The organism is Pseudomonas sp. B6002, assembly GCF_013385985.1.
In the GTDB taxonomy this organism is placed as follows: Bacteria; Pseudomonadota; Gammaproteobacteria; order Pseudomonadales; family Pseudomonadaceae; genus Aquipseudomonas.
In genome coordinates this window covers 283,169-301,929 of the sequence record NZ_JACAOY010000006.1, presented here as the reverse complement: position 1 = coordinate 301,929, position 18,761 = coordinate 283,169, and the positions used below count along the sequence as shown (strand labels likewise).

The 18,761-nt window shown below is 63.1% G+C and carries 21 protein-coding genes; 11 read left to right on the top strand and 10 right to left on the bottom strand.

The features are described 5' to 3' along the window. Window positions 1-44 precede the first annotated feature (44 nt). The 3 genes from HX792_RS08645 to HX792_RS08635 all read left to right on the top strand — a co-directional run bounded on the left by HX792_RS08645 (window position 45) and on the right by HX792_RS08635 (window position 2,648). Window positions 45-1,460: a cytosine permease gene (locus tag HX792_RS08645; protein WP_176995676.1), complete on the top strand. Its 1,416-nt coding sequence runs from the start codon at window positions 45-47 to the stop codon at window positions 1,458-1,460. Between the two features lie 271 nt (window positions 1,461-1,731). Further along, the gene (locus HX792_RS08640; RefSeq protein WP_176995675.1) at window positions 1,732-2,223 is read left to right on the top strand and encodes a GNAT family N-acetyltransferase; all 492 of its coding nucleotides are present in this window, start codon (window positions 1,732-1,734) and stop codon (window positions 2,221-2,223) included. Continuing rightward, window positions 2,223-2,648 carry an N-acetyltransferase gene (locus tag HX792_RS08635; protein WP_176995674.1) on the top strand — a complete coding sequence of 142 codons (426 nt, stop codon included), beginning with the start codon at window positions 2,223-2,225 and terminating at the stop codon, window positions 2,646-2,648. The genes HX792_RS08640 and HX792_RS08635 overlap by 1 nt, the downstream gene beginning before the upstream one ends. Here HX792_RS08635 and HX792_RS08630 read toward each other — a convergent pair. Further along, on the bottom strand, window positions 2,635-3,105 hold the full coding sequence (locus HX792_RS08630) for a GNAT family N-acetyltransferase (protein ID WP_176996167.1): 471 nt from the start codon (window positions 3,103-3,105) through the stop codon (window positions 2,635-2,637). The two genes, HX792_RS08635 and HX792_RS08630, sit on opposite strands and share 14 nt — an antisense overlap. 56 nt (window positions 3,106-3,161) lie before the next feature. After that, window positions 3,162-3,707, bottom strand: coding sequence for a hypothetical protein (locus tag HX792_RS08625; RefSeq protein ID WP_176995673.1), 546 nt, complete (start codon window positions 3,705-3,707; stop codon window positions 3,162-3,164). 122 nt (window positions 3,708-3,829) lie between these two features. Between HX792_RS08625 and HX792_RS08620 the strand changes: the two genes are divergently transcribed. After that, window positions 3,830-4,507 carry a class I SAM-dependent methyltransferase gene (locus HX792_RS08620; protein ID WP_176995672.1) on the top strand — a complete coding sequence of 226 codons (678 nt, stop codon included), beginning with the start codon at window positions 3,830-3,832 and terminating at the stop codon, window positions 4,505-4,507. Window positions 4,508-4,638: 131 nt separating this feature from the next. On the opposite strand, the gene HX792_RS08615 is transcribed toward HX792_RS08620, so the two are convergent. Beyond that, on the bottom strand, window positions 4,639-5,844 hold the full coding sequence (locus tag HX792_RS08615; RefSeq protein ID WP_176995671.1) for a YgcG family protein: 1,206 nt from the start codon (window positions 5,842-5,844) through the stop codon (window positions 4,639-4,641). A gap of 76 nt (window positions 5,845-5,920) precedes the next feature. Then, the gene (locus HX792_RS08610; protein WP_371319334.1) at window positions 5,921-7,126 is read right to left on the bottom strand and encodes a YgcG family protein; all 1,206 of its coding nucleotides are present in this window, start codon (window positions 7,124-7,126) and stop codon (window positions 5,921-5,923) included. Between the two features lie 139 nt (window positions 7,127-7,265). Between HX792_RS08610 and HX792_RS08605 the strand changes: the two genes are divergently transcribed. Both HX792_RS08605 and HX792_RS08600 read left to right on the top strand, forming a co-directional pair. Further along, window positions 7,266-8,081, top strand: a complete 816-nt coding sequence (locus HX792_RS08605) for an alpha/beta fold hydrolase (protein ID WP_176995669.1) — start codon at window positions 7,266-7,268, stop codon at window positions 8,079-8,081. Beyond that, window positions 8,071-9,204: a PAS domain-containing sensor histidine kinase gene (locus tag HX792_RS08600; protein ID WP_176995668.1), complete on the top strand. Its 1,134-nt coding sequence runs from the start codon at window positions 8,071-8,073 to the stop codon at window positions 9,202-9,204. Before HX792_RS08605 ends, HX792_RS08600 begins: the two co-directional genes overlap by 11 nt. Here the strand turns inward: HX792_RS08600 and dapF are convergent. After that, entirely contained in the window at window positions 9,201-10,004 is an 804-nt protein-coding gene (dapF, locus tag HX792_RS08595) for a diaminopimelate epimerase (RefSeq protein ID WP_176995667.1), read from the bottom strand. The genes HX792_RS08600 and dapF overlap by 4 nt on opposite strands. Before the next feature lie 109 nt (window positions 10,005-10,113). On the opposite strand from dapF, the gene HX792_RS08590 reads away from it, so the two are divergent. Then, window positions 10,114-11,139 carry an alginate lyase family protein gene (locus tag HX792_RS08590; RefSeq protein WP_176995666.1) on the top strand — a complete coding sequence of 342 codons (1,026 nt, stop codon included), beginning with the start codon at window positions 10,114-10,116 and terminating at the stop codon, window positions 11,137-11,139. Between the two features lie 104 nt (window positions 11,140-11,243). On the opposite strand, the gene HX792_RS08585 is transcribed toward HX792_RS08590, so the two are convergent. Beyond that, window positions 11,244-12,824 carry a L,D-transpeptidase family protein gene (locus tag HX792_RS08585; RefSeq protein WP_176995665.1) on the bottom strand — a complete coding sequence of 527 codons (1,581 nt, stop codon included), beginning with the start codon at window positions 12,822-12,824 and terminating at the stop codon, window positions 11,244-11,246. 40 nt (window positions 12,825-12,864) lie between these two features. On the opposite strand from HX792_RS08585, the gene HX792_RS08580 reads away from it, so the two are divergent. After that, entirely contained in the window at window positions 12,865-13,593 is a 729-nt protein-coding gene (locus HX792_RS08580; protein WP_176995664.1) for a murein L,D-transpeptidase catalytic domain family protein, read from the top strand. Between the two features lie 30 nt (window positions 13,594-13,623). Then, a complete protein-coding gene (locus HX792_RS08575) occupies window positions 13,624-14,370 on the top strand; it encodes a creatininase family protein (protein ID WP_176995663.1) in 747 nt (248 codons plus the stop codon). 130 nt (window positions 14,371-14,500) lie between these two features. Here the strand turns inward: HX792_RS08575 and HX792_RS08570 are convergent, their stop codons facing one another. Next, a complete protein-coding gene (locus tag HX792_RS08570) occupies window positions 14,501-14,842 on the bottom strand; it encodes a hypothetical protein (RefSeq protein WP_176995662.1) in 342 nt (113 codons plus the stop codon). A 35-nt stretch (window positions 14,843-14,877) separates the two neighbouring features. Further along, complete coding sequence (locus HX792_RS08565; RefSeq protein ID WP_176995661.1) at window positions 14,878-15,522, bottom strand: ATPase; 645 nt, start codon at window positions 15,520-15,522, stop codon at window positions 14,878-14,880. Window positions 15,523-15,665: 143 nt separating this feature from the next. Here HX792_RS08565 and HX792_RS08560 point away from each other — a divergent pair, with 143 nt between their 5' ends. Next, window positions 15,666-15,911 carry a hypothetical protein gene (locus HX792_RS08560; RefSeq protein ID WP_176995660.1) on the top strand — a complete coding sequence of 82 codons (246 nt, stop codon included), beginning with the start codon at window positions 15,666-15,668 and terminating at the stop codon, window positions 15,909-15,911. A 3-nt stretch (window positions 15,912-15,914) separates the two neighbouring features. Here HX792_RS08560 and yfcF read toward each other — a convergent pair whose 3' ends face one another. Then, the gene (gene yfcF, locus HX792_RS08555) at window positions 15,915-16,547 is read right to left on the bottom strand and encodes a glutathione transferase (protein ID WP_176995659.1); all 633 of its coding nucleotides are present in this window, start codon (window positions 16,545-16,547) and stop codon (window positions 15,915-15,917) included. Between the two features lie 189 nt (window positions 16,548-16,736). Between yfcF and HX792_RS08550 the strand changes: the two genes are divergently transcribed. Next, entirely contained in the window at window positions 16,737-18,176 is a 1,440-nt protein-coding gene (locus HX792_RS08550) for a hypothetical protein (protein ID WP_176995658.1), read from the top strand. Here the strand turns inward: HX792_RS08550 and HX792_RS08545 are convergent. Next, complete coding sequence (locus HX792_RS08545; protein WP_176995657.1) at window positions 18,173-18,721, bottom strand: DUF924 family protein; 549 nt, start codon at window positions 18,719-18,721, stop codon at window positions 18,173-18,175. The two genes, HX792_RS08550 and HX792_RS08545, sit on opposite strands and share 4 nt — an antisense overlap. Between the last annotated feature and the right edge of the window lie 40 nt (window positions 18,722-18,761).

The following is an 18,761-nucleotide window of genomic DNA, read 5'->3' as shown; positions in this document are numbered from 1 at the left end:
ACAGCGAAGTACGTCAACGTACTCACCTTGCCTTGGAGCTCGTCATGGTTACCACTGCAACATCCTCCGCCCCGCTCATCGAAAAACACACGATAGGATACGTGCCCCCGGAAGATCGCCATGGAAAGGTAAGAGACCTGTTCACCCTGTGGTTCGGCGGCAACATCGCGCCGCTGCCGATCGTCACCGGTGCACTGGGTGTGCAACTGTTCCACCTGAACCTGCTGTGGGGCATCGTCGCGATCCTCGTCGGCCACTTGGTCGGCGGCGTGCTGATGGCGTTGCACTCGGCCCAGGGCCCGCAAATGGGCATCCCGCAGATGATCCAGAGCCGCGCCCAGTTCGGCTCCCTCGGCGCCTTGCTGGTGGTGGTGATCGCCGGCGTCATGTACATCGGCTTCTTTGCCTCCAACATCGTGCTGGCGGGTAAGTCCCTGCACGGCGTGGTCGACAGCGTGCCGGTGCCCGTGGGCATTGTGATCGGCGCCATTGGTTCGGGCATCATCGGCATCATCGGCTACCGCTTCATCCACGTGCTCAACCGCATCGGCACCTGGGTGCTCGGCGCCGGCATCGTACTGGGCTTCGGCTACATCTTCACCCACGTACAGACCACCGACTTTCTGACGCGCGGTGAATTCAACATCTCCGGCTGGCTGGCAACCGTGTCGTTGGCGGCGCTCTGGCAGATCGCCTTCGCGCCCTACGTGTCGGACTACTCCCGCTACCTGCCGGCCGACGTACCGGTGGCGTCGACCTTCTGGACCACCTACCTGGGCTCCGCCCTGGGTTCCAGCCTGGCCTTCATCTTCGGCGCCGTCGCCGTGCTCGCCACGCCCGTGGGCATGGACACCATGGACGCCGTCAAACTCGCCACCGGCGCCATCGGCCCGCTGATGCTGGTGCTGTTCTTGCTCAGCGTGATCAGCCACAACGCCCTCAACCTGTACGGCGCCGTGCTGTCGATCATCACCCTGATCCAGACCTTCGCCTACCGCTGGATCCCCACGGCCAAGAGCCGCGCGGTGATCTCCACCCTGGTGCTGGCGGCCTGCGCCATTGCCGCGGTGTTCGCCTCCAAGGACTTCATCGGCCACTTCGTCGACATGGTGCTGGTGCTGCTGGTGGTATTGGTGCCGTGGACGGCGATCAACCTGATCGACTTCTATGCGATCCACAAAGGTAAATACGACATCGCCTCGATCTTCCGCGTGGATGGCGGGATCTATGGTAAGTACAACCCTCAGGCGCTGCTGGCGTATGCGGTGGGGATTGCGGTGCAGATTCCGTTCATGAACACGCCGCTGTATGTGGGGCCGATCTCCGAGCACATTAACGGGGCGGATTTGTCCTGGGTGGTGGGGTTGGTGGTGACGTCGCCGTTGTATTTCTGGTTGGCGAGTCGGGACAGTGCTTATAAGCGCCGGATGGAGGGGGGGAAGTTGGTGGGTGGGGTTTGAAGTGATATGAGCTATGAGGAAACCCGCTTTGGCGGGTTTTCTGGTTTTTGGTGAACGGGGAATTGGGATATGAGGAGAGATTTGTAGTGCCTGTGCCGCCGCCTTCGCAGCCTCGCTGGGGCTCGTCAGCTCCCACAGGAGGCCAGCGGGCGATCAAAAAATGTGGGAGCCGTCGAGCTTTAGCGAGGCCGCGAAGGCGGCGGCATGGCTGGCAGTGATCTGGCCTGATGCCTATGATGTGGGCTTTCGCTTAACGCCTCAGGAAATACCCATGCCCGCCCTCACCTTCCGCAATGCCCAACCCGCCGACGCCGCCCGTTGCTTTGAAATCGAAATCAGCGCCTACGAAGGCGACGAAGCCGCGACGCTGGAGAAGATCGCCACGCGCATCTCAAAGTACCCGCAGGGCTTTCTGATCCTGGAAGCCGATGGCGCGGTGGTGGGCTTCATCAACTGCGGTTGCGCGTTTGACGTGGTGATGTCGGATGAGGCCTTCAAGGAACTGGTGGGCCATTCGGCCGAGGCGCCGAATGTGGTGATCATGTCGGTGGTGGTCGACCCGGCGCAGCAGGGCAAGGGTTATTCCAAGGTGTTGATGACCGAGTTTGTGCAGCGCATGCGTGACATGGGCAAGCAGACGATTCATTTGATGTGCAAGGAGCAGCATGTGCCGCTGTATGAGCGCATGGGGTATGACTACGTGCAGCCGTCGCCGTCGGATCATGGAGGGATGGCGTGGCATGAGATGGTGAGAAGCCTTTGATGCCGGCGCCGCAGATTGAAATCAGTGACCAACCCAACGCCGAAGCCGAGCAACTCCTGGGCAGCGGGTTGGCGACGTTCAATGAGGCAGTCGCCGGTTACAACGACCGGCGCTTGCTGACGGTACTGATCAAAGACCCCGTCACCCATCAAACCCTCGGCGGCATCACCGGCAAGACCACCCTGGGCACGGCGTTTCTCGACCTGTTCCACCTGCCCGAATCCCTGCGCGGCTCAGGCCTGGGCAGCCAATTGCTGCAGGCGTTTGAAGACGAAGCCCGGCGCCGGGGTTGCCGCAATGCGGTGTTGTACACCTTAAGTTTCCAGGCGCCGGGGTTTTACGAGAAGCACGGCTGGGTGCGGTTTGGCGAGGTTCCTTGTGAGCCGCAGGGCAGTTTCCGGGTGTTTTTGTCTAAGCCGTTGTAGCGCCCAGGGTTTTGCCAAACAGCCGGTTCTCGTGGGTTTCCCCTTGAAAGGTATAAGTGGGCGAACCCAGCTCCACATACCCGCGCCGAGGGTAAAAACCCAGCGCCCGTTCATTCCCCACCCACACGGTCGCCCATAGCAGCGAAGCCCCGCCCGCAGCCGCTTGCTGTTCTGCCGCGTCGAGCAACTGCTGGCCAATGCGCTGCCCCGTGAAGCGCTCCTGGATGTACAACCGCTGCAACTCGGCAACGTCACCGGCCTCGATCATCGCGTGGCGGGCGTTGAGTGTGATCTGGGCGAACCCCACCAGATGGTTGTTCACTTCAGCCACCAGCAGCAACGTGCCGGGTTGCTCGATCAGTTGGGCGATAGACTCGGGTGCAAAGGCGTGCAGGGCCTCCTTGGCAATCGCGCAGCGAATGCCTTCGGTGGCGTAGGTGTCGAGGAACACCTGCATGCCCAGCACACCGATGCACAGGGCGTCCCGGGGGGCGGCCTGGCGGATCACGGCGCTCAACCCTGCTGCCCCGGTACGGGGAAGATGACTTCCTGGGTGTCCAGGTTGCGGATGCTCGAATAGGTGCGGTATTCGGTGCTGTAGTTCGGGCCCACGCCCTTGGTGCTGGCGGTCAGGCGGAAGGTCACCACATAACGCTGGCCGGGTTTGAAGTCGACGTCGTCGGCGCCGTTGTTGCAGAACGCGCCGCCGGTGCCCAGGGCATTCATCGATACGTTGCACCAGCGCAGCGAGTGTTTGCCGGGGCTGAGTTTCAGCGCCTGTTCGCCGGTGACGTTGAGGATCGACGTGCGCCCGGCACCGGGCAGTTTGACGCCATCCACTTCCAGGGCCAGCACCAGGCGGTGGAACGGAATGCCCAGTTCACGCTCGCGCCAGGTGTCGAAGTACACCAGTGCGGCGTCGGGGGCGTTGTTGGAGAGGTCGACGGGGTGCAGTTTTTCCGGGGCCCAATCGCCCTGGTAATTCTTGTAGTGGTAGTCCGAGGAACAGGCGCCGAGCAGTGGCAGGGTCAAGACGGCGGCGAGTTTCAGCAGTTTCATCGAGTGACGGTCCTTGTGAGCGATGAGATCATATCGACATGATCCCTGATTCCTTGAGGCAATTGCCACTGCTGGTTTGCCGCAGTAGGGTTGTCGCCTCGTCCACCGTCCAGGAGCCCGCCATGAGCTTTTTTTCCGACCCCGATGCCGTTGCCCGTTACGCCGAAGGCCCTGTGCGCCTGGTGCCGGGCTTTGAAGGCCTGCAACGCATGACCACGTTGCTGCTGCGCGAAAGCGTGCCGGCCACGGGTAATGTGCTGGTGCTGGGGGCTGGCGGCGGGTTGGAGTTGAAGCGGTTTGCCGAGGCCGAACCGGGTTGGCGCTTTGTGGGGGTGGACCCGTCGGCAGAGATGTTGAAGCTGGCGCAGGCGACGTTGGGGCCCTTGCTGGAACGCGCGCAGTTGCATGAAGGGTACATCGACACGGCGCCAGCGGGCCCGTTCGATGGAGCCACGTGCCTGCTGACCCTGCACTTCATCCCGGCCGAGGAGCGCCTGCAGACGCTCAAGGCGTTGTGGCAACGCTTGCGGCCGGGGGCGCCGTTGATTGTGGCGCACCACAGCTTCCCCCAGGCGTCAGATGAGAAAGCCCGGTGGTTGAAGCGCTACGCCGCGTTTGCGGTGGATTCAGGTGTGCCGGCGGCGGATGCCGAGCGAGCGATTGCGGCGATCAGTGAGAAGTTACCGGTGTTGTCGCCCGAGGCGGATGCGGCCTTGCTGGTTGAGGCCGGGTTCGAAGGCGTGGAGCTGTTCTACGCCGGCTTCAGCTTCAAGGGTTGGATCGCCCACAAACCCTTGTAGTGAGCGGGCTTGCCCCGCGCTGCGCCCTACCTGACAGAACGCGTTGCCCCAGCCCGGGCGCCGTGTTTTTTCAGGGGGGACTGCGGGGGCCTTGGCGCGAGGCAAGCTCGCTCACTACAAGGGGGAATCATTTACCAGCTGCCGGAGGCTCCGCCGCCGCCGCTGGAGCCACCGCCACCCGAAGAACTGCTACTGCTGGAGCTGGAACTGCCTGAACTCGAACCCGACGAGCCACCGCCCGACCCAGAACCGCCGTCGGAAATGCTCTGCACAAACACGATAAACGCCACGATCGAGGCCGCCGGTATCGCGACCAGCCAGTCCTGGTAGCCATGACCCAGCAACATCCCCACCGCCACGTACACCGCCGCCACCGCCAGCACCCGCACGATGAAAAAGCGCGGGCTTTTTCTCCAGGATTCGCGGATGACCAAGAACAACCCCGCGTATAACCCCAGCACCAAGGCGCCACCCAGTGGCATCGCCAGCCAGCGCACGAAGTCCACTGCCACGAAGTGATCCACCCCCAACAACCCGACGATATACGCCAGCACCGCGACCACGCTGTAAAACACCACGCGCGCCATCCACAATGCGCCGAAGGTGGCGCCGCCAATCAGCAGGGTCAACGGCAACACCAGCAAGTACATCGGCCAGTCAGGGCCACCGCCGTAAATGGTCAGCAACACCGTGGCCGCCACGCTGGCAATCAACGCACGGCGCCAATGCAGCTTCCCGGCCGCCATCAGCACACCGCCAATGGCCCCGGCGATAAACGCCAGCAGTAGCGCAATGAACTGAGGGTTAACCTCTCGTGCAGCCGGCGCCGGCAGATCACCGCCGTCCACCAGCAGGGTCAAATCATTGACTGCCTGCTGCACGCCGCCCGCAAAGTCGCCCTGGCGAAATGCCGGGGTGATGTGTTCTTCGATGATGCGGTGGGCCAACAGGTCAGTTACGGTGCCTTCAAGGCCGTAGCCCACTTCGATGCGCACCTTGTGATCTTCCTTCGCCACCACCAGCAGGATGCCGTCGTTGACGTCCTTGCGCCCCAGTTTCCAGGCGCGGAACAGCTGGTTGGCATAGTCCTCGATACTCGCGCCACCGGTGGTGGGCACCAGCAATACCGCGACTTGCGCGCCTTTACGCTGCTCAAGGGCGGCGAGCTGATCTTTTAGACGGGTGGTCGTGCCCGCATCGAGGGTGTTTGTAAGGTCGATCACCCGCTGGTCGAGGGCAACCCCAATGGGCGAATCCTGCGCCTGGGCGGTGCTCAACAGGCCGATGAACAGCATGGCCATCAGGCTCACGATCGATTGCCGCAGAGTCGCCATCATGTTTTGTTACCTGAAGTTTCTTCCTGAAGGTGCCGACTTTACCCTATCGATGTACAACACGTGCGCCCAGCCCCCATTACCAACTGCCGGAAGCCCCGCCACCGCCACTGGAACCGCCTCGGCCCGACCCGCCGCCACCGGAGGAACCACTGCTGGAAGAGCCGCCGCTGGAGGCACTGCCGCGAGACCTGAAGCGCACACGACGAGACCTCGAGGTGAAATCACTGGGACTCAGGCCGAAGATGAACAGCGCTGCAATCGCAGCAGTACGCACCGCCGAGAACCAACTGTCGGGGCCTGCGCCCGCCTCCAATACCGCCGCAACATATACCCCCACCGTCAAACACAATCGTACGAAAAAACCTGTTCGGCTCTTGTCCCAGGCGATCTTCATGAACTCCGATAGTAGCCAGCCCCCTCCCAGCAAAACGGCTGTGCTCGCCAGAATATCTAACCAGTCGAACGGGTTGTATTGGTTCACCACGAGCAGACTCACGACGTAAACCAGTAACGCCAACGCGCAGTAGAACAGCCTGGGAAACCGCCACAACATTGCGAATGCCACAGCGCTTACAAGCACGTTCGATGCAAACACCAAGGGGTACAACGGCCAGTCCTGATACAGGGTTAAAACCCCTACCAGCAACGTCAGCACCAGCGTGGCCATCACGGCGTAGCGCATGCGCAGCCTGCGGCTCACCACCAGCACACCACCCGCTGCTCCGATCACAAACGCCAGCAACACAGCAGTGATGCCCAGCGGCGACGCTTGCTCAACCAGTTTGAACGAGCCGGCATCTTCCACCAGCGATACCAGGGCATTCACGCCATCGGTAATCCCCCCCGCATAGTCGCCCTGACGAAAAGCCGGTGTGATGCGCTCCTCGATGATGCGCTTGGCCAGCACGTCGGTGACGGTGTTTTCCAGCCCGTAGCCCACTTCGATGCGCACGTTGCGGTCGTCCTTGGCGACCACCAGCAGAATGCCGTCGTTGAACTCCTTGCGCCCCAGTTTCCAGGCGCGGAACACCTGGTTGGCATAGTCTTCGATACTCGCACCCTCGGTGGTGGGCACCAGTAGAACCGCCACTTGCGCACCGTTGCTTTGTTCAAGCGCCGCGAGTTGGTCGGTGAGACGGGTGACGACGCGGGTGTCGAGGGTGTGGGTGAGGTCGATCACCCGCTGGTCGAGGGCCACGCCAATAGGCGAAGCGTCCGCCAGGGCGACGCGCAACAGGCCTGTGGCCATTAGTACCAGCAGACTCAAAATAGATGGGTACAACCACCGCCTCATGCTTTATTACCTGAAGTTTCTTCCTGAAGGCGCCGACTTTACCCTATCGGCGCTATAACGCGTGACCCCACGCCTTTGACTATCTAAACTCCCAACACGCTAGCAATACGCCATAACCGAGAAGCCCATGGACCTACGACACCGCAACAACGTCAGTGTGATGGGCCACGGCACCTCGACCCTGGTGTTTTCCCACGGTTTCGGCTGCAACCAGGCCATGTGGAACTACCTGGCGCCGCAATTTTTCGAGCGCTTCCGGGTGGTCATGTATGACCTGGTCGGCGCCGGTCTCTCGGACCTGGGTGCATTCGACAAGGCCAAGTACAGCACGCTGGACGGCTATGCCCGTGACTTGAACGAGCTGATCGACGCCTTTGCCGTCGGCCCGGTGATCCTGGTCAGCCATTCGGTCAGCGCGATGATCGGCACCCTCGCCGACCGCCAGGTGCCCGGGCGTATCGCCGCCCACGTGATGATCGGCCCCTCCCCGCGTTATATCGATGACGTCGGCTATGTCGGCGGCTTCACGCGCAGCGACATCGACGACCTGCTCGACACCCTCGACAGCAATTACCTGGGTTGGTCCAGCACCATGGCCCCGGTCATCATGGGCGCGCCTGGGCAACCGGCGCTGAGCGAGGAACTGACCGACAGTTTCTGCCGCACCGAGCCGGAGATTGCCAAGCAGTTTGCGCGGGTCACCTTCCTGTCGGATAACCGCCAGGACGTGAGCGGCCTCAACACCCCGGTGTTGATCCTGCAATCGAGCGATGACCTGATCGCCCCGGTCGCCGTGGGCGAATACCTGCACAGCGTGTTGCCCGACAGCACCTATTGCCTGGTCGATAACGTCGGCCATTGCCCGCACATGAGCGCGCCACAGGCGTGCGCGGCGGCCATGGAAGTGTTCCTGGCGCCGTGGGCGGTCGCCCATGCCAGTTGACCTGTTCGACAGCGCCGCCTGTGCCCTGGCGGTCACCGCCGAAGACGGCACGATCGTGCAAGCCAACGCCCGTTTCAGCGACTGGTTGGGGTTCAGCACCGCCGAGTTGTGCGGCCGGCGCTTCCAGGACCTGCTGACCATGGGCGGGCGGATCTTCCACCAGACTCACCTGGCGCCCATGTTGCGCATGCGCGGCAGCGTCACCGAAGTGAAGCTCGACATGCTGCACCGCGACGGGCACAAGGTGACCGTGCTGCTCAATGCTCTCAAGCGCGAACAGGCCGGCGGCGTGGTGCATGACCTGGCATTGTTCGGCACCACCGACCGCGACAAGTACGAGCGCGAGTTGCTCAACGCGCGCAACCTGGCCGAGGCGCTGCTGCAGGAAAAAACCGCCACCGAACTGGCCCTCAAAAACGCCCAGGCCGAACTCAGCGAGGCGTATGCCATCGCCCAGCGCCGCGCGCTGTTTGCCGAGCAGATGGTGGCGATCGTCAGCCATGACTTGAAAAACCCGCTGACGGCCATTCGCATGGCGTCGGACTTTCTCAACCGGGGCGAGCGCACCGCCAAGGAGCGCCAGTTGCTGGGGCATATCGCCCAATCCTCCGAGCGTGCGCAACGGATGATCGCCGACCTGCTGGACTTCACCCAGGCCCGGGTCGGCCAGGGCATCACCATCAAGGCCGCGCCGCTGGATTTGCACGCGGTGATTCATCGCGCCGTGGACGAGCTGCGCGTGGCCTTCCCCAAGGCCACGCTGGAACACACCGCCGACGGCAGCGGCGAGGCTTGCCTGGATGCCGACCGCGTGCAACAGATCATCGGCAACCTGGTGGCCAACAGCGTGGCGTATGGCGACCTGCTGCGGCCGATCACCATCACCTCACGCCTGGGCGACAGCGGCTGCGAAGTGTCGGTGCACAACCACGGCGCAGCCATCCCGCAAACGTTGCTGGCCGGGCTGTTCGAACCCATGACCCGGGGCACCGACCAGGGCAGTGATGTGCGCAGCGTGGGCCTTGGCCTGTACATCGTGCGCGAACTGGCCAGGGTACACGGTGGCGACGTGGCCGTGAGTTCCTGCGCCATCCAGGGCACCACCTTTACTGTAACGTTCTAGAAACCGCAGGCCGTACCCTGCATGATCGGCTCAACGCGGCCGGTCAACACCACGCCGCCCTGCCCGTCCCATTGCACGGTCACGCTGCCGCCGTCGCACTGCACCTCGACGCGGTCGTCCAGCAACCCACGGCGGATGCCGTTGACCACCGCCCCGCAGCAGCACGACCCCGAGCCCAGCGGCACGCCGCCGCCACGTTCCCAGATGCGCAGGCGGATGCGGCCACGGTCGAGCACCTGCACGAAATGCACGTTGGTCTTGGCCGGGAACAACGGGTGAGTTTCCAACGCCGGACCAAGTGCCGCGACGTCGACCGCGTGGATGTCTTCCACAAAAAACGTGAGGTGTGGGTTACCCATGCTGCACGCGGCCGGGTTGCCCTCGATGGGTAACACGCGAGTGTCCAGCGCTTCGGCCAAGGGGATGGCTGCCCAGTCCAGGGAGGGCTGGCCCATGTCCACCGAGACGCACTGCCCGCTGGCACGTTCGCAGGTCAGCAGGCCACGGTCGGTGCGCAATACGATGGTGTCGGTGCCGGCTTCGCGCATCAGGCGGTCGGCCACACCGCGGGTGGCGCTGCCGCAGGTGGCCAGGGGCGTACCGTTGGGGTTCCAGAACTTGATGCGCGCAGCGGCGTCGTCGCAGTCGAGCACCACGGCCAACTGGTTGAAACCGATGCCGGTGTGGCGGTCGCCGAGCGTGCGCGCGACCTGCGCGGTGATGGGGTCGGCCTGGCCACGGCGGTCGATAATGATGAAGTCGTCGCCATGGGCGTGCATCTTCACAAACGGCAAGGTCATGGGCGCTCCTGTGGGCGAGCTGAACGGGAGCCTAAGCATACGGCAGTTTCATCCAGGCGGATTCGGTCGCGTGCTAGCGTGTTTGCGTGCCAATCCTGCCGAGCTCTTCATGAACAAAATCGCCTTTGCCCTGGCGGCCGTGCTGGCCGCGATGTCCCACGCCGCCTTGGCCGCCGACCTGTGCCAGCCCACCGCCACCAACCCGACGAACAAAGCCCTGCTGGCCGCCGCCGAACGCCATCTGGGCGACCAGCCTCACCCGCTGGCCCACCTGCACACCGAAGGCACCCTGCCCCATCAAGGGATTCGCGAGCAGAGCATCGCAGCGGAAAAAGACTGGCCGATCCTGCGCCAAGCGGCCCTGGCCTGGCGCTTGAGCGGCGATGCGCGTTACCTCAAGCAGGTCGATGACTACCTCGCCGCCTGGGCCGAGGTGTACCAGCCGGACTTCAACCCGATCGACGAAACCAACCTCGATATGCTGATCAATGCCTACGCGCTGACGGCCGACCACCTGCGCCCACAAACCCGTGAGGCTACGCGGCAGTTGATCAGCCGCCTGGGCAACGGCTACATCGCGCATATCCAGCAGTTTCACGGGCAGAAAAAAGGCACCCAGACCAACAACTGGCAGAGCCATCGCGTCAAGTTGGTGACCGTGGCCGCTGCCGCGCTGGGTGACCGGGCGATGCTGGAGCAGGCCCATCAACTGTTCAAACAGCAGATTGCCGATAACGTGCTGCCTGACGGTTCGGTGACGGACTTTCAGGACCGCGACGCCTTGCATTACGTGGTCTACGACCTGGAGCCTTTGGTGCAGGCTGCGCTGGCGGCCAAGCCGTACGGCGGCGACTGGCTGAGGCTTGGCGCCAATGGCGCATCACTGGGCGCCGCGCTGGATTGGCTCGTGCCCTATGCCACCGGGCAACGCAGCCACGAAGAGTTCGTGCATACCCACGTGCAATTCGACAAAGACCGCGCCAAGGTCGGCGAGGCCGGGTACGCCGGCATCTGGCAGCCCAAGAGCAGCGCCACGCTCTTCTGGTTGGCGGCGCAGTTGGATACGCGTTACCTCCCCGTGGCCAAACAACTGGCCGAACACCCGGCCGATTGGATCAACGCCTGCTATTTGTAGTGAGCGGGCTTGCCCCGCGCCGCGGTGTGTCAGATACACATGACGTACCTGACACGCCGCCGCGCGGGGCAAGCCCGCTCACTACAGACGGCGTTAGGGTGACGTTAGAGCACCGTGCCCATGGCCTTGATCAGCACGGGGTCGCGTCCGTAGATGTCGGGTGCGTAGACCAGCCCGCCGTCGCGATTGACCTCCACCGTCCAGTACCCCAGCAACACTGGCACTGGCGTGGCCAGCCGGAATTCGTGGGTCAGGCCGGTGGCCAGCAGTTCATCGGTGCGCGTGCGTTCGGCCGGGCTTACCAGCAGGTCGCGCAGCATCAGTGGCTGTTCAACCCGCACGCAGCCTGAACTGAACGCCCGTGGCCCTTTGGTAAACAGCGGCTGGCTGGGGGTGTCGTGCAGGTACACCGAATACGGGTTGGGAAAGCGCATCACGATCTTGCCCAGCGGGTTGCGCGGGCCGGCCTCCTGGCGCAGGAGGATGTTGCCGGGCCGGGACCAGTCCACCTGGTCCGGCGCCAGCGCATGGCCCTGGGCGTCGAGCACCTGCAGGTTTTGCTGGCGCAGGTATTCGGGGTTGAGGCGGATGGCCGGGAGTTTGTCCTCGCGCATGATGGTGGGCGGGATGGTCCAGGTAGGGTTGAGGGTCAGCCGGGTGATGCGCGACTTGAGCAGCGGCGTCTGGCGTTCGGCGCGGCCGACTTGCAGGCGGGTCTGCCACACGGGAATGCCGCTCTGGTAGACGCTCAGTTGCGCCGCGGCGACGTTAACCACCACTCCTTCAGGCTCCAGGTCCTGGGCCAGCCAGCGGAAACGTTCGAGGTTGATACGCAACTGGTCGCGGCGAATCGCCGGGCTGATATTGAGTTCGGCCACGGTGCCGGTGCCGATCACACCATCAGCTTGCAACGAGTGGCTGAGCTGGAACGCCTTGACCGCCTTGACCAGATCGTCGCGGTATTGCTTGCCGCTCGGTGCCTTGGCCAGGTAGCCGCCACTGATCAGACGCCGTGCCAGTTCCGGCACGCGGGGGTCTTCCATGCCGGGACGCAGCAATGGGCCGGTGGCTACCGGGTCCCAATGCGGCAAGGGCTGCAGACGCACGGCGGAATAGGCATTGCGCAAACTGCGATACAAATCGGCGCTGGGGCGCGCCTGGTCGAAGGCTTGCGCCATGTCTTGCAGGCCCGTGGCGGCGAATGCGAGCACTTCAGTGTTGGCGTCGCGGGCCGGTGGTTGGGAATGCCACAACGGCTCGAAACGCGATTGCTGGAGACGCCCGTAGTGCAAATCCTGCAAGGCTTGCAGGTACTGCTGGCTGGTGCTGATATCGGTGCACAGCACGTTGGCCGTGGCATCCGCCGCAGGCAGGCTATAGTGGGTGGGGTCCAGGCCGTCATCCGCCAGCATCAGCAACTGAGCATTCAGCGCTTGGCGGCGCTCAGCCTCGGACCACAACGGCGTATCGCCCTGCTGCTGATAGAACGCTTGCAGCCGCAACTGGGCGGCCGGGTCGATGTGGGGGGCGAGGTCGGGGCAAACGCTGGCTAACTGAGCGAGGGCCTGTTGCACCGGGCTGAGAGAAAGCACGGGCACGGCGGCCAGGGGCACCTCATCGGCTGTCGCGACCAGTGGTGCAACGAGCAGGCAAATGCTCAAGTAACATGCGTGTTTTTTGAACACTTGGCTTCACTCCAATCCGCAGCGGGGGGATGTACTGCAGATGCTGACTTTTATGTACCGGTTAGGCCCGATCACCCTGGGTCTGATTTCCATGGGCCTGGCTGTATTGAGCAATTCTGCGCTCGCCGCCAATGGCAACCCTCCTACCTTGTATAGCAGCCTCGCGCGCTCGGCTCCAGAACTCAATCCCACTGTGCTTAAAAGCGCCCTGAGCGCGGTGCAGTGCGCGGTCAATAACGGCGAGGAACGTTCCGAGCGCCTCGCCGTCATTGACTACTCCCAGCCCTCGACCGCCCGTCGCCTGTGGATCTTCGATTTGCGCAAGAAGACCCTCGTACTGCGCGACCTGGTGGCCCACGGCGCCAAATCCGGGGAAAATTTCGCCACCCAGTTCTCCAACCGCGAAGGCAGCCACCAATCCAGCCTGGGCTTGTTCCGCACCCAGGAAAGTTACCTGGGCACCCATGGGTATTCGCTGCGCATGGATGGCCTTGAGCCGGGCTTCAATGACCAGGCCCGCGACCGCGCCCTGGTGATTCACGCCGCCGACTACGTCAACCCGGCCTGGAGCAAGCGCGAAGGCCGTATCGGCCGCAGCCAGGGTTGCCCGGCCGTGCGCCCGCAGGTGGCCCGCCAGGTGGTGGACAAGCTCAAGGATGGGCAGTTCATGTTTTCGTGGTACCCGGACCAGCGCTGGCTGAAGTCTTCGACCTATCTCAACTGCAAGCCCCAACAGGTGGCGAGTAGTCGTACAATCCGTGGTGGATAGCCTGTCCCCATAGCTAAAAGAGAGCGTCGAATGCTTCTACATAAATCCACCTGGATCGAGATCGGGCAGTTTCTGGAACGTAGCCGCACGGTGGTGGTGCCCATCGGGTCCAACGAACAACACGGCCCGACCGGCCTGCTGGGCACCGACTGGATGTGCCCGGAAATCATCGCCCATGAGGCGCAGAACAACGCCGACCTCCTGATCGCGCCGACCTTCAACATCGGCATGGCCCAGCACCACCTGGGCTTCCCCGGCACCATTTCCCTGCGCCCTTCCACCTTTATCGCCGCGATTGGCGACTGGGTGCGCTCGCTGGCCGGGCATGGTTTCGAGAAGATCCTGTTTCTGAATGGCCACGGCGGCAATATCGCCACGATCGAGGCGGCGTTTTCCGAACTGTACGCCGAAGCGAGTTTCGCCCGTCGCCCGGCCGGCTTCGCGCTCAAGCTGGTGAACTGGTGGGACCTGGAAGGCGTCAACGACCTGGCCCAGCGCCAGTTCCCGGTAGGCCACGGCAGCCATGCCACCCCGTCGGAAATCGCGGTGACGCAATGGGCTTACCCGGAGTCGATCAAGACCGCCGAGTATTCACCGCAGATCGCCAACACCGGGCCGATTCGCGAAGCGCTGGACTTTCGCGCACGCTTCCCCGACGGGCGCATGGGCTCGGACCCGGCGTTGGCGACGGTGGAAAAAGGCGGTGAGTTGGTGGCGCTGGCTGCGCAAGGGCTGATCAAGACCGTGAATACCTTCAGCCACGAAGCCAAGCCCTAGCCTTGTATCAAACCAAACTGTGGGAGGGGGCTTGCCCCCGATTGCGGTGTATCAGCCACCTTATTCATTGGCTGACACTCCGCTTTCGGGGGCAAGCCCCCTCCCACATTGGTATGTGTGTTGCCTGAGACTATTTGCAGTCTTGTGCGACCTGCTCCAGGCGCGACGGCGTGATGGTCGACGCCAGCGGCTTGCGCTCGTACAGGAACACCTTGGTGCCGTCCTGGGACTTGTACGCTTCCAGCACGTCATCCGCGGCAAATTTGCTGGTGAGCACCACTTTGGCGTGGCGCGAGTTCTGGGTCACGGTGGAGGTGATGCCGTGCTTTTCAAGCTTGGGCAGCACGCACTGCAGGTAACCTTCGGGGGTCTTGGTCGACTGCAGGGTCAGGGTTGGAGCATTCGGGGCAGACACACAACCGGCCAGCAACAATGAAGCAAAGGCCATGGCCGGGACGAAAAAAGAGCGCATAGAGCATCCTGAATAGATAAAAAGTGTCGGTCGCATCAGCCGGCGCGGACCAGGGCTTTGAGCGACGCATCAAACTGTTTCAAGGCATCGAGTTGTACGTCACGCTGCTGCTCGATCTGGGCGGCAATCTCGGGCGCCGCCTTGTCATGCACCCACACCGACGGTACCTGTTTGCGCACCGAACCTTCGGCCTTGGCGATGTATTGCAGGTTCGCGTCATAGAACCGTGCAACAAAACGCGCCTCGACCTGATCGTTACGCTGGGTCAACAGTTGGTTATGGGTATCGAGCATCACCACCACATCGGGATGAGCCTGCACCAGTTCATCGAGGCTGCTATAGACAGTCACCGAGAGAAAAGTGCCCTGCAGCGAGCTCATCAACCAATCAATGGCCAGTTCCGGGTCGGAGCTGTTGACGAACGCCTGGCGGATGCGCCCATCGAGGGCATCCTTGGCGCCGTTCAAGGCCATGGTGTGGTAACGCTCAAGGTAGCTGAGGTTGTCGCGGGTGTTTTCGGTGTACAACACACCCACCGACTGCGCGCGTTGCAGGGAGTCTACGCTACCGTCGATCGGTAGCAAATGGCCTGTACGCAGATCATCGGCAATCGCCGGGTTGGTCAGCACCACGGCACTCACCATCAGCATCATCAAACCCAGTTGGATAAAAGTCCTCATCGCGCGATCTCCTTGAGCGGCGTCTCGATGGGGCAATTGTCCACTAATGGCGTAAAAACAGAACTTGCGATCCTTGATGGTGACTATCATTTGAACCGATAGTGTCGCGTAGCCCGACCTCACTATAACGATAAGGATCCGCCATGAAGCCTCACCAGAAAACCTTCGACCGTATCCGCGAAGCCGTCTTGCCGGAGTTTCGTGAGCGGGTCGCCGATTACCTGGTCGACTATGAAGCCGTGCTGCAGGACGAAACCGCCGACGCCGACCAGGCCTTCGTCAGCGCTCAACAACTGCGCGGCTACCTGCGTGGCTTGAACACCACGCGGGTATTGGGCATGGCCGACTGGGAAGACCTGGACCGCCGCGTGGCCCAGGAATGGCTGTGACCGCTACAGTGCAGGCCGTTGCAGGTTGACCCAGGCCTGCACCGATGGCCGCTGCCACTGGCGGCGGGCGTAGTCCACCAACTCGGCCGGCACCGGGTCGCCGTTGAGGATCAGCCGGTTGAGCATCACCGCCAGGTCCACGTCGGCAATCGACCACTCGCCGAACAGGTGCTCGGGGTTACCCGCCAGCAGCGCCTGCGCCGCCGCGATCAACTTGCGGGCGGCGGCCTGGGCCACGGGTGACAGCGGTGGCATCGTCTGCCCGTAGAACACCACCAGCGTCGAACGCTCCTGGCGAATCGGCAGCAAGTCGCTGCGCAACCACGCCTGCACCTGGCGCGCCCTCGCCCGCAGGTGCAGGTCGGCCGGGTACACCGGCACGTCGGGATAGGCCTCTTCCAAGTATTCGCATATCGCCGACGACTCCGACAGCGCAAAGTTGCCGTCCTCAAGCGTCGGCACCCGCTGGGTCAGGGACAGCTGGGCAAAATCTGCCGCTTGGTTCTGGGCGGCGTCCAGGTCCAGGGTCACCGTTTCAAACGCCAGGCCCTTTTCCAGCAAGGTGACAAACACCGACATCGCGTAGGGGCTGGTGAATTGGGCATCAACGTACAGGCGCAGCGGGGCTTGGCTCATGGCGGAACTCCTTGGTTGGAAACCCACGCTACGAGATCGACGACCAGAATGACAATGCAGGGTTTTTATGGGGGCATTCCTGGCGGGAATAGCGGCGTTGATGGCAATATTATGGCCATCGGCCACAGTGCCGAATCGCCCCGCCCCTCGTGGTTCTCAAGGAATGAGTTTTCAAGGAATGATCAACACATGAAACAAGCGGTTGTGGTCATCCACGGCATCGGCGAACAGCGCCCGATGGACACTTTGCGCGGCTTCGTAGAAGCGATGATCCCCGCCGACACGCCCGACGGCACGCCCTTCTACTGGAGCAAGCCGGACCGGCTGTCACGCAATTTCGACCTGCGCGTGTTGAAGTCATCGGGACGCACCACCACCGACTTCTACGAATATTACTGGGCCCACAAGATGCAGGGCACCAAGGTCGGGCACTTGCTGGGTTGGCTGTGGGACATCTTCAAGCGCCCGCGCCGCGACATTCCAGACGCTATTGTGCCGATCTGGCGCACCACGCGCTGGACCGTGATGCTGTTCCTGTTGCTGGTGGCCACCGGTACCCTGGCCACCGCCTGGGGCAAGTTCGAGCACCACGACAACCCTTTCGCCCTGGTCCCGCTGCTGATGGGCGCCGTCGGCCTGGGGCTGCGCTACTCGGCCCTGTCGTACCTGGGCGACGCCGCCCGCTACCTCAGCCCCAACCCGCAGAACGTGGTGGTGCGCGAACAGATCCGCGCTGACGGCGTAGCGTTGTTGCGCGCCTTGCACAACAAGGGCGACTACGACCGCATCATCGTGGTCGGCCACAGCCTGGGCAGCGTGATTGCCTACGATATCGTCGGCTACCTGTGGCATGAACATCACGACCAACTGACCAAGGTGATCCCCAGCAATCGCGAGTTGGCTGAGCGATACGCCGACAACGAGCCGCTGCAACCGGTGATCAACGAAACCCTGCACGCTGCCGGCACCGCACTGGATGGCAGCCTGGGCAGCCTCTTCAGGTTTCGCGAACAGCAGGCCCAGGCGTTCATCGAACAGCGCAGCCTGGGCAACCCCTGGCGCATCACCGACCTGGTCACGGTCGGCAGCCCCATGGCCCACGCCAGCCTGTTGCTCGGCCGTAGCGTCAGTGATTTCAAGCAGCGCATGGAACGCCGCGAAGCCCCCGCCTGCCCGCCCACCGAAGACACCAAGGGCTACGGCTACAACGCGCGCCAGGCGGTGATGCTCGGGCAAAAGCCGTTCACCCCGCAGTACCTGCACCACGCGGCCGCCTTTGCGGTGACGCGCTGGACCAACCTCTACTTTCCGGCGCCCTTGGGTTTGTTTGGCGACATTGTCAGCGGCCCGGTGAGCCCGGTAATGGGCGCCGGTGTGCTGGACTTGCCGGTGACCGTGGGTAAATGGAAAGGCTGGCTCGCCCGCTCCTGGCTCAGCCACACCCACTACTGGAGCGAGCGCGGCGGCGCAAAAGGGTATCTCGCCAACCTCACCAAGGAGGCCCAGGCGATCAGCCATGGCCCGCGCCCGTCAGCCACCGAAGCCCTGCGCTGGGCCGTCGACCTCAAGGGCCTGCGGCGCTTTCGCCCCGCCGGCGCCAAAGAAATCCCGGTGCCTGTCGAGGCTTAGCCTGCAAAGCCACCGGCCTCGAGAAACACACGCTCCGCTTCGGTGGTGGGCCGGGCCAGCACGTCATTGCGATGGGGGAAGCGCCCGAACCGCTCAATGATGTCGGCGTGCTCCTTGGCCCAGTGGAAGGTGTTGGCGTCCAGGTGCTGGTTGAGGGCGATCGAACGTTGCTGGTCGGCCTTGTCTTCGGAGTGTTCGAACGGCAAATAACAGAACGCGCGCAATGCCGGTTCGATCTGCTGGTCCAGGCCGGCGTCCACCATCCGCCGTGCGTACAGGCGGGCCAACGGGTCGGTGGCAAACATGTGCGCCGTGCCGCGAAACGCATTGCGCGGGTACTGGTCCAGCAGGATCAGCAAGGCCAGCGCGCCCTGCGCCGTGTCCAGCCAGCCTTCCAGTTCACGGCGCGCCGCTTGCAGGTGGGTGGTGTAGAAGGTGTCGCGAAACGTCGCGTCAAACGCCGCATCCTTGGCGAACCAGCGCTTGGGCCCCGCCTGTGTCCAGAATTCCAGCACCGCTTGGGCAGACTGTTCGTTCGTGTTCATCCTCAATCCCCTGTTCAACCCGCAGATTTCATCATAGGCG